The organism is Nitrospira sp. (assembly GCA_024760545.1).
Taxonomy (GTDB): domain Bacteria; phylum Nitrospirota; class Nitrospiria; order Nitrospirales; family Nitrospiraceae; genus Nitrospira_D.
The window spans coordinates 882,930-897,761 of sequence record CP060501.1 but is presented as its reverse complement, the minus strand read 5'-3'; the positions used below and the strand labels follow the sequence as shown (position 1 = coordinate 897,761).

14 protein-coding genes are annotated in these 14,832 nt (G+C 47.8%); 6 read left to right on the top strand and 8 right to left on the bottom strand.

What is annotated here, in order from left to right:
- The first annotated feature begins 713 nt into the window (after positions 1 to 713).
- On the top strand, positions 714 to 1,247 hold the full coding sequence (locus H8K03_04310) for a hypothetical protein (protein UVT21148.1): 534 nt from the start codon (positions 714 to 716) through the stop codon (positions 1,245 to 1,247).
- Positions 1,248 to 1,667: 420 nt separating this feature from the next.
- Positions 1,668 to 2,042 carry a hypothetical protein gene (locus H8K03_04305; GenBank protein UVT21147.1) on the top strand — a complete coding sequence of 125 codons (375 nt, stop codon included), beginning with the start codon at positions 1,668 to 1,670 and terminating at the stop codon, positions 2,040 to 2,042.
- A 126-nt stretch (positions 2,043 to 2,168) separates the two neighbouring features.
- Here the strand turns inward: H8K03_04305 and H8K03_04300 are convergent, their stop codons facing one another.
- Positions 2,169 to 2,804 (bottom strand): class I SAM-dependent methyltransferase, encoded by a 636-nt coding sequence (locus tag H8K03_04300; protein ID UVT21146.1) that lies wholly within the window; start codon positions 2,802 to 2,804, stop codon positions 2,169 to 2,171.
- A gap of 864 nt (positions 2,805 to 3,668) precedes the next feature.
- Here H8K03_04300 and H8K03_04295 point away from each other — a divergent pair.
- The 4 genes from H8K03_04295 (at position 3,669) to H8K03_04280 (ending at position 8,528) form a co-directional block, all read left to right on the top strand.
- Positions 3,669 to 4,772 carry a hypothetical protein gene (locus tag H8K03_04295; protein ID UVT21145.1) on the top strand — a complete coding sequence of 368 codons (1,104 nt, stop codon included), beginning with the start codon at positions 3,669 to 3,671 and terminating at the stop codon, positions 4,770 to 4,772.
- A gap of 222 nt (positions 4,773 to 4,994) precedes the next feature.
- Complete coding sequence (locus H8K03_04290) at positions 4,995 to 6,611, top strand: patatin-like phospholipase family protein (GenBank protein ID UVT21144.1); 1,617 nt, start codon at positions 4,995 to 4,997, stop codon at positions 6,609 to 6,611.
- A gap of 183 nt (positions 6,612 to 6,794) precedes the next feature.
- Positions 6,795 to 7,148, top strand: a complete 354-nt coding sequence (locus tag H8K03_04285) for a helix-turn-helix domain-containing protein (GenBank protein ID UVT21143.1) — start codon at positions 6,795 to 6,797, stop codon at positions 7,146 to 7,148.
- A gap of 27 nt (positions 7,149 to 7,175) precedes the next feature.
- Complete coding sequence (locus H8K03_04280; protein ID UVT21142.1) at positions 7,176 to 8,528, top strand: tyrosine-type recombinase/integrase; 1,353 nt, start codon at positions 7,176 to 7,178, stop codon at positions 8,526 to 8,528.
- Between the two features lie 313 nt (positions 8,529 to 8,841).
- Here the strand turns inward: H8K03_04280 and H8K03_04275 are convergent, their stop codons facing one another.
- The 7 genes from H8K03_04275 to hxsD all read right to left on the bottom strand — a co-directional run bounded on the left by H8K03_04275 (position 8,842) and on the right by hxsD (position 13,901).
- Positions 8,842 to 9,612 (bottom strand): hypothetical protein, encoded by a 771-nt coding sequence (locus tag H8K03_04275; protein UVT21141.1) that lies wholly within the window; start codon positions 9,610 to 9,612, stop codon positions 8,842 to 8,844.
- Positions 9,613 to 9,916: 304 nt separating this feature from the next.
- Positions 9,917 to 10,117: a thermonuclease family protein gene (locus H8K03_04270; GenBank protein ID UVT21140.1), complete on the bottom strand. Its 201-nt coding sequence runs from the start codon at positions 10,115 to 10,117 to the stop codon at positions 9,917 to 9,919.
- A gap of 1 nt (position 10,118) precedes the next feature.
- Positions 10,119 to 10,370, bottom strand: a complete 252-nt coding sequence (locus H8K03_04265) for a thermonuclease family protein (protein UVT21139.1) — start codon at positions 10,368 to 10,370, stop codon at positions 10,119 to 10,121.
- Positions 10,371 to 10,381: 11 nt separating this feature from the next.
- Positions 10,382 to 10,960 carry a hypothetical protein gene (locus H8K03_04260; protein UVT21138.1) on the bottom strand — a complete coding sequence of 193 codons (579 nt, stop codon included), beginning with the start codon at positions 10,958 to 10,960 and terminating at the stop codon, positions 10,382 to 10,384.
- A gap of 30 nt (positions 10,961 to 10,990) precedes the next feature.
- Positions 10,991 to 12,148 (bottom strand): His-Xaa-Ser system radical SAM maturase HxsC, encoded by a 1,158-nt coding sequence (gene hxsC / locus H8K03_04255; GenBank protein ID UVT21137.1) that lies wholly within the window; start codon positions 12,146 to 12,148, stop codon positions 10,991 to 10,993.
- On the bottom strand, positions 12,148 to 13,605 hold the full coding sequence (gene hxsB, locus H8K03_04250) for a His-Xaa-Ser system radical SAM maturase HxsB (GenBank protein UVT21136.1): 1,458 nt from the start codon (positions 13,603 to 13,605) through the stop codon (positions 12,148 to 12,150). Before hxsB ends, hxsC begins: the two co-directional genes overlap by 1 nt.
- Positions 13,602 to 13,901: a His-Xaa-Ser system protein HxsD gene (gene hxsD / locus H8K03_04245; protein UVT21135.1), complete on the bottom strand. Its 300-nt coding sequence runs from the start codon at positions 13,899 to 13,901 to the stop codon at positions 13,602 to 13,604. Before hxsD ends, hxsB begins: the two co-directional genes overlap by 4 nt.
- Positions 13,902 to 14,832: the final 931 nt, after the last annotated feature.

Sequence of the window (14,832 nt, the reverse complement as noted above, 5' to 3'; positions counted from 1 at the left end):
ATGGATTCTCGAGCTACAGGAAGAGAGATGGGGGAGGGTTCCGATCCCATCACGGAGTCGTACTTTCCGAGGGCTCATGATGGAGAAACGACGATAGGGCCGTAGAATGTAGGCCACGGTTGAAGACCTTTATGGTGTGTGTGGGGGCGTATTGTAAGAGAGCGAATGTTCTAGGCGCAAGGAGTTGAGACCAGTCCCTGAGATGGGGTTCCCTTGATGAAGATCCACACGCAATATAACTTGCCGGAGTTACCAAAGGAGGGTGCGGAACCGGCGAGAGGAATCGAACTTCCAACCTGCGCTTTACAAATCACTGAAAGGGGATTGCTCAAGGCATTGACGATTTGGGCAATCCGTTCTCATTCCAACACGGGAGCACGAGAGGTGTTTCGCTTCTCTTCAGTCCCGATCATCCTGTTTCGCACTGATCTACTGATCTATAGCTGCCTAGACACGCTAATAACACGCACCTGCCATCCTCGAACCGGCGGATCTTCCACCGGCATAAGCAGGAGACCCATATGCGGTTTGTAGCATCACGACAAAGGAAAGCTATGGTTTCTGTGGGAGAAAGTGCGCGCGTGTTCTAGCCAATGTGTATCCAAATGGCACATGTCATGAGATCACAATTTGATGAATGTTTATCCACATGCAGAGGGTGATGCATTTGATATGATTCACCTAGTCCTTCATAGTAGCAGTGAGCCCTCACTATGAAACCAGAGCCTGGTCTCCATGAAACCTACGAGCATCTCCTGACCCTTTGGACATCCGGTGTCCGGGATTATCACAGTCTGCTATCCGATTACTTGACCGCCAATTCCATATTTGTGGCAGTGATCGGCCTCATGGTGTCTCGGGAATCTCTCGCGCTGCTCTTTACCGTCCTGATTCTGGTGCTCTCCATCTTTGGGGTGTTGCTCTGCTTGCAAATGGCGATTGTTCTTGGCCGTTTTTCTGGGCAAAACGCTCTGTGGGAGTGGCAATTGAGAGGGATTGAGCAAGACCCCGCGTGGGTCGAAAGCAAGCTGCTTACGAATGCCTACCTCCTGCATGAAACGCAGCAGCCCATCGAAGATGCAAGAAATCAACCGCCTCGGTTTGAGCCTACATGGGCATTTCGTCAACATCGGCGATGGTGGGCGCACCGCGCCATCAGCTTTCCATGGTTCTTTGGGCTGGTGTACAGCCTCTTTCTACTTTGGGCGATCACGCAACTGTTTGGGAAAGTCATGGCTGGATCATGAGAGCCAACGACTGAGGTGTTAACGCAGAGGTTCAAGCGGGTGATATGCAACCAGAATTGGACCTGGTGGTAGCGCCTTGCTTCAATATGCGACTGTCTTCCAGTCCCACGTGGCCCTCGTTCACATCGATTCAGACCAGCCTGTCTGTTCCAGCAACACTGGGTTAACACCGGCTACCCCTCCATGATCGGCACACCCCGCCACCGTCATTGGCTCAGGCACCATTTCCGCTTTGCAGCACCTCTTCAAAAGTGACCGTTACACCACCTGCCTCCAACTACCTGGCTGTACCCAACACGAGCTGGAGCATGCGCGCTAGGTAACTCATGCTATTGCGTTAGACCGAAGATGGTGAATATGCTGAACATACGGTCTTGATTTACCAGTACTCACCACTGAAAGTGAGAATGGAGCGAACGCGTGGATTCACTGGTCACCTGGACAAAGGTCGTGTACGCCCTGCATGCGTTCAGCCTGCTGACCGGCATCATTGGCACCGCCACGGTGGTCGGCGCATTCCTCACCGGCTGGCCTTCGATCATCGCGGTCATTCTGAATTACATCAAGCGGAGCGAGGCGCGCGGGACCTGGCTTGAATCGCACTTTCGCTGGCAGATTCGAACGTTCTGGTTTGGACTGCTTTGGATCTCCCTATGCGTGGCTTTTATTATGGCAACCTTTGGGATCGGCCTCCTCTTCGTGTGGCTACCGATCACTCTGGTCGGACTGTGGTTCGTATATCGCATCATTCGAGGCTGGGTCACTCTTGGCGACCGTCGGCCGATGTACGTGTGAGCTTGACGGCCTTCATGAGCTCACGACTTCCCGCAGGATCGGCACACCCTGCCACGCCTCATGGGCTTGTGACTCTTTTAAGGTTTACAACACCAGGACGAAATAAGGGGTAGGCGAGCTGAAGTCTCAACAGACTCTAAGCCACAGGCTTGTGTTCCCTGGCGTGAGGTCATTTGATGGGGGTTTCAAGGTCAGTCGCAGATTGTCCTTCAAGAAGCTTGAATGGTGGAATTCCATGTATGAATTAAAATACAAGATCTCAAACGATTTATTATATTGCAGAAAAGCCCTCATGAAGTAGCCTTCATTCCACGCTCTGCCAAAATCAATCCATCTCTGAGGATACTCGAATGGCCACAAGATGTCGTGAAAATGTACGATGACGCCTTTCTTTAAAGACGGGAGGAGTGTGAAAAGATTATGAAGAACATCGCTGCAAATCTTTCCAACATGTGAGGAATCGATAAAAAGGAAATCATTCTCACAGAGGTTGTCAAAATGGTCTACGCTCACCATCTGAACCGGTTGTTTTATGATTTCACAGCGTTCGACATCTTTGTTCCGAAGTAGGCTTAGAAGCCGGTCTGGATAAGGCTCAATAAATGTAAATTGTACCTGTCCCCCAAAAAATTTCTCATCAGTGTCGAGCATTGCCGCAGACGAAAAGCCAGAGCCGATCTCCACTATTCGTCGAGGCGAGGGCGCAATCATGACGATGACGGTTAAATACTGTCCGAAATGTTGTGATCGGTTGTCATTCACCGCACCTTGGAATGAAGACGAAATCAAATTTTACTGGGCCAAACTCCGAAGGCATGGGTCGGTTACTCGTCAGAGAATATGTGATCATTGTGGAGGGGAGGCCAACGTGACCAGTTATCCGGTGCCAGATTGGGTCACCCAAGTTGGATAGAATTATCCAATGAGCTTCCGTAAGTGTCGATTTCGGTAGGTCTACCGCGCCTGAACCGGCCTAAGTGGTGTTTATCTGTCGGCGGAAATAGGGAGAGGCTTCGCCTGAAGAGCCGCTGGCACGCACGAGCGAGGTGTGGAGCTGGCGAGAGGAATCGAACCTCCAACCTGCGGTTTACAAAATCTCTTAGATCCTTCCTCAGACAACCTAAGCCCACAAGAAACCACAAACCAGGACTCATCAGACATGGGGCCAGATGGGGCCTGTTTGTCCTGTCCTGGTAGCAAGGTGGTAGCAAATACGAGTGACAATGAGACTGCGTAGGGAGTGATTCTAAAGATGGCATCTGCTGCAAGCTATCACTCCTCATTCCTTGCGAATCTCTATTTCATTCTTTATCCGGAGTACCCCCTCCCACCGGCCTAATATAGGCTCTCTTTTCGGGTTTGTAGTACCAAGATAAAAAGTAGCGGCAGGCGAGCTGGGGTTCAACTGACTCCAATTGCAAATAAAGCCAGCTTGACGGACAGCTTGTGATCCTACGGCTTGATTAATTTATGGTAATCGACCATCCTTTACGGATCTAAAAAGAAATGTTCTTCGTAGACACATGTCGTGTCCGATATTGCTCTCGCGCCCTTTGCCACAAGAGCGATCGAAGGCCATCTCTTTCGATCCTAGAATGGTCGTCCATCAGTTAAGAGGTTGGCTATATGCCCAATGAGCCCTTCGACTCTGTTGCGAAGACTGATCTGTTAGTAAGCAGTCAGAAGTCTTTAAAAGTTGAAGAGAATCAGGGGAAGAAGGTCGTTCGCTACCGACTTGAGCCGTGGATGCAAGGGCACACTTTTGCTCTCGATATGAGTGTGAATTCGTCAGAGGAAATTCCTACAGGACCATTTCGAATCGAATATACCCTGGGGACAGAGTTTGTACTGTATGAAAGCGAACTACCTTCTTTTCGGCTCGAAGAGGGGTATTCGTACCTCAAGACTAGTCAGGAATTCGATCGCTTTGATATCTCCCTCAAATACGTTGACACAACATATCCCGAAGGCCAGAAAGAGGCGACTCTCCGCTTTGGAACAGCCAATCAGGTCTTGCAGAAGTTAATCATCGAGACACCGGAATCTAATTTTGAAAAGGCGATCCGGCATACGGGTCAACTCGTGGCCGATATTCTTGATGCAATTTCATTTCTTAAACGCCTTCCGCTATCAGTTCGGAGTATAGATGTTCACGCCAATGAAGGGAAATTCTGCAGACAGTACAGGACGTACGCCTATTCCCCGCGCGAACTGATACCTGAGAACATTGATCAAGCAGCGACAATCCCGGCTAGCATCAAACCTGCGTTACGCTTGTTCCGTGAAGGCACGAGCTCAGCAAGGCCTCCTTATCGACTCCTCTGTCTCTATAGGGTTCGGGAAATCATCACGAAAGTTCGCCAGGAGAATGATAAGAAAGTTTTGGCAAATACGATCAGACCAGACCGACCTAACAGACTCTTGATGGACAACAATCTGACCAGACAATACTTCCCTACTTACGTTGGGAAAAGAGTCGGAGCCTTTCTGGATCATGTTCGATCAGAGTTTCGCTTAGCAATTGCCCATGGGGAATTAGATGAGATTTCTAGGTTGGTCCTCGATCCGGCTGATGTTCGCATAGACCATCGTATCGACTTCACAAACGCGGCACTGGAGCCGGTTATTGCAGAAATGATCGAGGACGAGATTGCTTTTATGGCGCGATATGCTTTGGATAATCCTGGGGTATCAGGGAATGGGCAGGGTAGAGGAGATCCTTCGAATTAATAGCTGAAAAAGATAATGGCTCAAAACGCATCGTTTGAAATAAATTAGTCTTGAAACAGTCGCTCTAAGAGGCGCAAATAGAAAAATTGACATGGCAATAGCCTAATAACAGAAACCGGATTCCAGTTCCTTTTCATCGCTGAGCGGATCAACCTCTGTATGAGTAAACTCAAGTGGTGGCCTAACAATTGGTTGCAAGTCGGACTCGATGGGTAAAGTGCAATGGAGTATCCTTCCATCCGGAAAGCAAATGCGACTCTTCTTTGCCTAACGCTTTCCACACTTGTCTGCTGCGGGCAATTCATCACTAACGTACCGAACATTACGCCTCGGGAGGATTCAAATGTTGTTCGGGGCGTTCGTGTTGAATCCATCTCCAATCTAGAGGTCTTACGGATAGCAGAACACAATGAGAAAGCACTGTCACACTATCGCCAAGTTGAAGCGCAATATTATAAAAATGCTGGACAAGGAACCCCACGGTACTGCATTACGTTTTCAGGTGGTGGCATTCGATCAGCTGCTTTTAATATTGGTGTAATGAAAGCACTAGAAGAAAAAGGGCGCCTACAAAACCTCGATCTTATTTCGAGCGTTTCTGGCGGTTCATACGCGGCAGCGTGGCTTTATACTCAAAGGCATGCAAGCCCAGAGGGTTCTCTAAGTTCATTGTTTGATGATACACACATTAATTACGTTGCGGACCGTGCAAAGTTCGTACAGTGGCCTTCCATTCGGTCTATGCTTAGTGCATCCCTTAGATATCTAAGTGGTACAATGTTCGCTCTCGCGCAGATCATGGATGGCAGGATAATGTATGTAGATGCAACATGGTTTCAGATTCAATATGAGACGGCCATCAGAAGAGCGTTTCTAACCGCCCCTTCTGGAAAGATTTATGTGACGGCGATGCCCGATATTAAGGAAATCGTAAGTTCGCATCACCTGCCTACCGTCGTTTTCAATTCGGCGCTTGTCGTTCCTGACAGGACTTATACAAAGTGGGGGCCACGAATCTTCGAAATCACCCCATCGTATATGGGTTCCGATGCGGTGGGATTTTATCCCTGGAACCCCGAAAATTCAGAGACTGGTTGGACTAGGATCGACCGAGTTGCACGTTTATCCGGCGCTGCCGTAGACGCAACCCACGAAGACAGCCATTATTCGCAAATCGCGGTTCAACTCACAGAGGCAAGCCTCGGCGGGTATATGCCGCTTGAAAAAGAATCCGGTGTATATCTTGCCGATGGAGGTTTTATTGACAACCTAGGCGCATATACTGCCATTCGCCGGTTATGTGAAGAGATCATCGTCGTTGACGCCGGATATGATCCGCAATATGAATTTTGTGATTATCGTGGCCTGCGAGACGCCTTAAGCAAAGAAATGGATGTAGACCTGAAAATTGAGGATATAGATTCCATCGTTCCAAGGACGCTCTGCGTCAATCCGAAGCCTCACCCCAGCAGTGATCAGATTTGTCCGCTACAACTTTCGTTTAACAAGCATCGCCCTGTAATGATCGGAAGAGTCGGTCCTTTTCCTCTCGGGGATGGGAATAACACACTGCGCGTTGTTTACATAAAAATGGCGGTGGACAATAAGGAGTTCGACCTCGCATCCCGAGACAGCGCTGCTAAAAGCGCTCTTGGGAAAAAGTATTCTTCTACTGTTCAAAGCTGGTATGAAAAACGAAAGGCAGTTAGCAAAGAATGCGATCCAGATTTCCCGCACTTTCCCACAACGAAACAGAACTTTTCCGCAGAGCAATTTCACGCCTATGTAGACCTTGGATATGCCACATTGACGAACCAATGGGACACAATTGAACAGTGACTCTTCTGCTAGTACGTGACCTTCAGCTTATCGCATAGCAAGTTACTGATGACTGCGCTTTAGCTAGATTAATCTGCTCCCGACTGTTGAGGCCCCTTCAAGTTACTTCACGCCTACAAGCTGATCGGAATGGCGGCACAGATAGGTTGACGATGTATATACGTTATGTATAGAATGGGTCTCATGACTGGAAGCGAGCTAAGAACAATTCGTGAAGAGTTTGGTTGGACACAGGATCGCATGGCGGATGAGATAGGTGTCACAGCGAATACAGTCGCACGATGGGAACGTAACGAGATTGACATTTACGAACCTGCTGCCCGACTTATTACAATCCTAGCTAACAGAGGGAAGGGCGGAATTATGGCTCCTTTTGATCGGTTCGTTGAAGAAAGTCTAAAAGGTTTCGCGCTGCACCTGGCAGACGAAAACATTAAGGGGGCATTCGAGCAACGGATGCGCGGTGCGAGGGAGTTCGCACTCTACCTACTGGGACGGCCACACAAGAAAGGCCAAAGGACCAAAGGAACGATCTAAACAAGCAGCTCACAAGGGAGAGTGAGTATGGCCTGTGTAAGGAAGCGACGAGGTAAATATGTAGTTGATTGGCGCGATGGATCCGGAGTACGCCACTGGAAGACTTTTCACAAAAAGACCGATGCAGATGCACATCGCGATAAGGTTGGACCGGAATCCCGCCAGCGACTTAATCCGACTGTTCCGGCCAATATTAATATAAAGGATTATAGCGATCACTGGAAGAAGTTGATCGGAAAGACGGTAAAGTCACGTACTCTCAACCGTTACTCGGAAATTCTCACGCTCCATATTCTGCCTCGGTTTGAGAAAGTTACGGTTCAAAAGCTAGATCGTGGACGTATCAAACTGTTGTTGGCGGAGAAGTTGAACGAGGGACTTGAAAAGCGGACCGTCCGTAACATTCAGGCGGTTCTACGGGCAATGCTGAACGCGGCGATTGACGACGGACTGATCATTTCTAACCCTGCATCGAAGCTAGGACGAACGCTCAAGTTGACCTTTTCGAAATCCGCTACTCAGGAAGAAATCAAAGCCTTGACCATAGAGCAACGCCAAATCTTCTTGGCGACGGCAATGCGCGAAGCGCCTCGCTACTATCCGTTCTTCTTTGTCTTGGCTGGGACGGGTATGAGACTTGGAGAAGCTTTGGCGCTACAAGCAGAGGATGTGGACATCCCCTCAAAAACAATCCGAATTGGCCGTGCCTTTTGCGAAGATGGCGAACTTGGGACGCCGAAGTGTGGCCATGGCCGGACAGTTGATATCTCTCAAACGTTGACGCAAGCCCTGGCCACGCAGGATACGACGCGCAAAGAGGATAAGCTTAAGTATGGTTGGGCTGAGCTTCCGCCCTGGCTCTTTGTAACGAAAGCTGGAACGCCTTTAGATGCAGCTAATGTTAGAAAAGCGATGCAATCTATTTTGAAAAAGGCAAAGCTACCGACGCATTTCACACCGCACTCTCTCCGGCATACCTACGCCTCGATATTACTTGCGGACGGTATCAGCCCCGTTTATGTGCAAGAGCAGTTAGGTCACGCCACTATTGAACTGACCGTTTCAACCTATGGCCGTTGGCTGAAGAAGAAAGCTCCTGGCGCGTTGGATCGGTTGGATTCTCTTCAGGTAATTTCCGCCGCTGCGTTAGTTAGTGGTAGCAAAGTGGTAGCAAGCGGAGCCTCTGCAAAGAACACACGGACTGGATCGAAATTGCAATTACCTGAAATATCAATGAAAGGTATGGAGCTGGCGAGAGGAATCGAACCTCCAACCTGCGGTTTACAAATCAGTGAAAGGGGATTGCTCAAGTCATTGAAGACCTGGGCAATCCTCCCGCCTATTGTGGCGATTCGCACTTTGCATTATCCCATCGTTTAGGCGTTTCTCTTCGCCAATCCTTCCTGTTTGTACCAATTCCTAACACTGTAATAACACCTGTACTGAGTGTCTAAATCCGTATAGCCGAGCTGACGGCAAGCAATGCGCTGGAACTTGGAGGTTATGAGGTGGGGTGCCACCCTTGTGCTAGGTACTTAGCTGTGGGCCTGGGGCCATTCAGGTAAAAGGCGATACACGGCGGATATAAAGGATTCTATAGGTATAGTGATAATCTAAAAAGATGTCGAGCGACAGACAGCCCTGTTCACGTCAGATAAAATTTGGGGCGAACTGTTCCGTCTACTCCCGGAGACTATGACGCGCTCATCCTTAGCACTAAGTCTTTGATCAGGCTAGCTCCTCCAATAAACTGAAATCTAGAATTAGAAAAACTGCTGCTTTTCCCAATAAACATAAAGTCAGTTGACGAAACACTAATGTTGCAGTTGTCTATATGTGCGTTATTCAACGCGACACCATCTAGACAAATGTCTTGGCCCTGAATGGAGCCCGATAAAACTTTATGAATGCGACCGCCTGACAAAAGCATTGCCCTTGCCATTTCCAGCTCTTCATCTGTGAACCCTTGAACAGCACCAAAAGTTTGATCGAGTCCAAATAACGATTTAACACTCGATTCAATATGCTCATCCTCCTCTCCAGACTGACCTTTAAATACGAGCTTTCCAGACTTATCAAAACAATTGACCGACATCGTAGTAACATAACACTCGGGCAGATTACCGGGTAACTTTTCAAAGCGGGTCGCGACTTTTAGAATTTGAACGCCATTGCTATCGTGTATTTCATATCCTATGTGATCCCCGATAACTTTTGAGCAATGACCAGGGTTGATCATTAGTATGTTCCTCACCAAACGAAATAAGACCTTACCATCCGAATCTAATAAGTTCCCCGTCAGTAAAGGAAAGCTCGATTCATCTGGCGGCTCAGCACCGACAAGGAAGAAGTCTTCTGTCGAACCCAGTTCGCCGAGAGCGAATGCATTACAGATATTTCCAGCGACCAGATAATTATTAAACTTTCCAATACCGAATATGTTCTTTTGTAGTATCGATGCCATAATATCTCCTCCACTTTTTCAAGAGCGGCAATTGTAATGCGGATTATTTTAGGTCTTCAAGTGGCCACCCCTTAAGAATCTATCTTGACTCAATATGCGCTCACCGCTGTTGAAGCACCGAACTAACGGTTTTACCTGGAAGTCCACGGAACCTACATAAGCCAGCTTGAGCGAGGTTTGAAACCATCTACGCTTAGTGTGATTTTGAGACTTTCACGAGGTTTGTCCATTCCTGCATCTAGATTACTAGCCAAGGTGGAAAGGGCAGTTTGATTACCCATTACCCATAGTTTAAACTTGCCCTCTATCGCCATTCCCACGGCGGTATTGGGTTAGGATCGTTCCATAAGCCCTTCCTTGCCGCTCGTGCTCCACTCTCCAAACCTTCTAGAACCATATCAGCTGGAGCATATTGCCGACACCACCAGCACCACCCATCTTTGACCAGTTCGTGATTGATGTTCGTTCCTTCTGAACGCAGTACCTCGGCGAGGGAAGCGCCCATATCAATCCTTGCCGTAAATTTGAAGGGTGACTTCCTTGTCAAAGACTAAGGTGGAGGCAGCTTGCCTGGCACTCTTACCGTAGGCTTGGCTCTTCTCAGGGCAGTCAATGCCATTGAGTCTGATACGTTCCGCTTTTAGATTGTGGAGTACCTCAATTGTGTCACCATCAACGATTGCTACCACTTGGCCAGTAAACGAGAATGCCGCTATGGCGGTGCAATGGAGGAAAGCAAGGATGAGAGCTGTTTTCAAGGAAGGCATCGTTATCGATACTCAGCAAGATTTAAGCCGTACTCTCTTTTCTCCTCAACGCTGGGAATTACAATCAGGATGGTTTCTGCTATGGGATCAAAGCTGTCATAGCTGAAGTGCGCTTGGACGGTATGCATGTAAGTGTTGGAGCTTACATACTCAGGGCGAGAGACGGAGACTTTGACAGGTTGGACTACCCTGTTTCCTTGTTTCAAAACTACATGGTGGTCAGTTGGTTTGAACGATATGCTACAGAAGGCATACGTGACGAGCATCGTTTTAGCTGATAGATACTGTTCAATGTCTATGGCCTGCGTAGCTTTCATTTTCCTTGCATTGCCCTTGCTCGTCTCTCGCACATTCCATAGTTTTGTCTGAAGAAATCCCCATCCACCGCAGATAGAATCATACTTACCAAAGCGGTTTGTTGTTCCCTCAATTCCTTGACTCTCTCGGTTGGTATCTCCGTCCTTAATTGCGCCATCAATCATCTCTGCAGATGGATTTACTTCCACAGCTATGGAGGGAAGTGCCCATAAGCTCAACAACATGCCAGTTAACGTGAGTATGAGAGGGAAATACTTCATCATGTCCCTTTCAGGCAATCGCTTAAGCGGTGTTCACAGAAATGCCTTAATGTAAGCACTGTGTTTGTACTTCTTTGATGAACTGAATAAGCCTCCGCATATGTCTCTCTTCGTACATGCGCCGCACTCCTCAAGATATTCATTTTTCCAATCGCTGATAGACTTGCGGTAGTTATTCATAGCATCAGAATTAATGGTGCAGAGTTGATGGTTATATACTGAGGCTGGAATGCCATAGGAATTCAATGTTGTGATGGCCTCGCTCAAAATGTCTTTGTACTCGTACGGGTCAATCCAAAGCGTTTCCAGATTAGTGCGTGTGAAACCAGTTATCTCCAATCCCATAAGGGCAACATGATCCACGAATAGGAGATTGCGAGCAATGAACTGGCAGGTATTAACAAGGCGATCCACGGTTTGCTTGTGAATGACAATTCGTATCTCTACCCGTTGATTCAGAGATTTTAGGTTCAGGATACCGAGAACCGTTTCATCAAATGCGCCTTTGCTTTGTACAACATAGTCATGCCTGACCGGATCATCGGAATAGATTGGGATTGCCATCATGAGGTTGGGGTGATTTACCTCCGCATAGCTCCTTGTGAAATCAATATCTTTAAAGGCTCGCCCATTTGAAAGGACATCGATTGCAGTAGTAGGAAGACAGTGTTTTGTGTGCTGAAGCAATTCAATAAAGCGTTCTCCATACATGGTCGGCTCACCACCGGAGAATCCTAGGTGCTGGGTTTCGCGAGGAATCAGCGAGATGAGATTCTTAGCTTCATCCAATAACCATGCATCGTCAATTTCTTTTGGCGGTTGCGAGCACATCAAACAATAATGGTCACAACGCTCGGTTAAGAGGATCGTATTGTGATGAGAGTTTCTGCGATGCAAGCAGCGCATTGCCCCCGTGTTCGGATCAAGCCGCAAGATGTCCCCTTCATCCAAATAGTCATAGTCATTGGACAGTAGGAAGACATCGCGCTTTGAATCAGTAGTCGATACGGCATCCACTCGTTCCTTCACGAGTACTGCCTTGAAGCCTTCAGGATCCAAGCCCGGCCCCATCATTAATGCTCGACCACTTCTTAAGTCTGAAGGAAGGGTGTCATTCGTGGTGACCGTAACAAGATAGGCATCTCGTGTTGCGGTCTGTAGCATCGGTAAATGTCCGTTAAGCTTCAGCATCAACGATTCGCCCATTTCGTGAATAGCTGTCGGACAAAACGATCCTCCTCCATCCTGCAAATTAGAAACTTTATTATCTCCATGTTGCGGTTACAGTATTCCGATTCCGGCTTTCTGCCGACATAGTCTCCAGAGGTCGCATAGTGAAACACCGGATCAGCTCCACAGAATGGTTCAAACGCACAGTCGTGACACATCGGAGCACTATAGGCAAATGACTCTTCCAACGCCTCCAGGAGTCGTGGCGACGTGTAGATGTCTTTATAGGAATGTGTCAGGACATGACCAAGCTTGAAATGGTCGTTGCCCATCTCAGCGAGCATCCGACTCTCATCAGAAGCATAGATGGACCCGTCATAGTTGTAGACAATCGCTCCAATTCCAATGCCTGCTGGACTTGTTAGATCGACATATCCAGGGTCTTCACTTGTGAACATCTTCTTGAGAATGGTTGCCGCATAGTACTCAACAAAATCGCGCCCCTGTCTGTTCTGTTCAATAATGTATTCGATGCCCTCCTTGTAGAAGCGCAACCAGCGCTCTGTGTTATAGGCACGGTAAGACCTAGTCTTTATCGCAAAGCCATAGGGTGAGAGTGCTCGCAGAAAAATGCCGGGAAAACCTCGTGACATATATTCATCAATGATCTCCTTAGCCTGGGAGAGGCTTGCTTCGGTAGTCGTCATTAACGCTGAGAGACGATCAGGTCCCAAAGCTCCTCTCACCAAGGCAATGGCCCGAACAGTCCTTTCATAACTGTCATCACCAGGACGCGGTCTATTAGTATTGTGAAGTTCGCGTGGGCCATCAAGAGATGTGGAGATCAAAATTGAGTGCTCTCGACAAAAATCTAGGATCTCTTTGGTCATCAAAGCCAAATTGGTGGCAATCACGAACGTGAGCTGCTTCCCCAATCGTTCGGCTTTCCCCTTAGCCTCTAAGACAATCGATTGGATCAATCGGAAGTTCAGTAGCGGCTCTCCACCTTGAAACTCAAATTTGAGAAGTTGAGCAGGTGACTTTAAGGCGAGATCAATCGCTGCACTACCAGCTTCCTGGCTCATGTCAAAACTGAGGGTATCCTCCGACTGTCTTGAAACCTGGCAATAAGGACAAGCATGTTCACATCGAAGTGTGACTACGAAAATGTGAAGGGTGGTGAATTCCGCTAGTCTCTGGTAGCGCGTCCTAAGTTTTAGACTTATTAGTGTGGGTGCAATCGAAGTACTAGAATCCATGAGAAAGTGTCGGGCTCGTAGATCGGTATAGATAGGATTGTTCTGATCTAACCGATGTGTGACTAAATCCAATAAGGCGTCGCGGTCTAATACGAGGTATTCCCCTGCAAGGTTGGAAAGGACATATTGTTCATGTTGCAGATGGCTAAAGCGAAATGGCAGCAGATGATATTCCGCAATGGCGGGATGATAGCTTTCAATCCCTTGGAAATGGCTCATTGGTCCGCCAAACCAGTTTTAGAAAAAGCATGGGCCAAAATGAGGTTCCTTACGGTCTCAGTTTCGGCCTTTAGTCTTTCTCTCAAGTCCTGATCCAAGACTTCCTTCTTAAAATCGTTCACGATCTGCTGTGTCTTGTCTTGACTTAGCGTAGATGCAAATTGCAGTGCGCACTGAATGCGCTGATCGTTGACCATGATATCTGTTGTAAAGAGATGGAGATATCGGTATGCAGCCAACTTCACGACATTCAACGAAAATGCGTTGAGGTCAAATTCGACAAATATGGAATTCATTAAAAGAGGATCTCCAAATGGAACCAGGATGCAGCTTCTATAGTCCAGACCGATGAGAGCTATGCGATCGATGCGATGAATGGGACCGATGTGAACTGTGTGTGGCCAGCTTTATACCAAACTGTTGGCAGGCCAACTGTAACGACGATAGATGGTTCTGAATTGACAACATGGCAAATGTAGATCGAGAGAAGTCCATGTCTGTCCTTATTCCATTGGTATCACGTTGGCTTGCATAGGAAGGGTTTGGGAGAGGAGAGCAGCAATTGCAGCGCTGATAGGTAGCACGAAGGTTTTCATCGCCAAATCTGTTTAGTACCCAGATCGGTGAGAAGAGTGCGATGCATGAGAAGAGTGCGACATGTGCGAACCATGTCCGGCATAAAGAGTACCTGTTTGAGATTGACGAAGAATGAGACTGTGCAATTCGGTCTTAAGCATGTACTGAAGGTTCATTAACACTGTGTCGTTTGGAGTGGGGGTAGAAGGATCCCGTTCCTGAACCAATTCGCTAGGAATCAGATCACCCGGAACAGCAGGGGTAGCTTGCAGCTTCGCAGGAATGAGCCCTGCCAGCAGAGCGCTAACCGGGACGAGGAATTTGTTGTAGGGCATGGCGTCCTCCTTCAAAGTCCAAGCACTCTAGGTATGCGGGCGAAATTATATGCCCCTACGAAAAAGAATTTCTAGAGCCTATATAAAATATGATGGCATTTAAATGGTCGCGATTCATAACGTATTGAAACGCCGATAGATTCCCTGATTTAACAGGATTGGTTTGAGCGTTTCCCCAGGCATAGACTTTGGGCATTAATACCTTCTGTCAAGTTTCTAAAGTTGCAGATTGAGGCAAGGATCACGCCATCCTGATCCGAAGAACTAAAGCCTAATATAGCCACGAGTTTGATGAGGCGCGAAACCTACTGTTTGC

Coding starts and splice junctions, on each gene's coding strand:
- H8K03_04280 (UVT21142.1), top strand. CDS start 7,176: ATGGCCTGTGTAAGGAAGCGACGAGGTAAATATGTAGTTGATTGGCGC.
- H8K03_04260 (UVT21138.1), bottom strand. CDS start 10,960: ATGATGAAGTATTTCCCTCTCATACTCACGTTAACTGGCATGTTGTTG.
- H8K03_04285 (UVT21143.1), top strand. CDS start 6,795: ATGACTGGAAGCGAGCTAAGAACAATTCGTGAAGAGTTTGGTTGGACA.
- H8K03_04290 (UVT21144.1), top strand. CDS start 4,995: ATGGAGTATCCTTCCATCCGGAAAGCAAATGCGACTCTTCTTTGCCTA.
- hxsB (UVT21136.1), bottom strand. CDS start 13,605: ATGAGCCATTTCCAAGGGATTGAAAGCTATCATCCCGCCATTGCGGAA.
- hxsC (UVT21137.1), bottom strand. CDS start 12,148: ATGCTGAAGCTTAACGGACATTTACCGATGCTACAGACCGCAACACGA.
- H8K03_04295 (UVT21145.1), top strand. CDS start 3,669: ATGCCCAATGAGCCCTTCGACTCTGTTGCGAAGACTGATCTGTTAGTA.
- H8K03_04310 (UVT21148.1), top strand. CDS start 714: ATGAAACCAGAGCCTGGTCTCCATGAAACCTACGAGCATCTCCTGACC.
- H8K03_04270 (UVT21140.1), bottom strand. CDS start 10,117: ATGGGCGCTTCCCTCGCCGAGGTACTGCGTTCAGAAGGAACGAACATC.
- hxsD (UVT21135.1), bottom strand. CDS start 13,901: ATGAATTCCATATTTGTCGAATTTGACCTCAACGCATTTTCGTTGAAT.
- H8K03_04275 (UVT21141.1), bottom strand. CDS start 9,612: ATGGCATCGATACTACAAAAGAACATATTCGGTATTGGAAAGTTTAAT.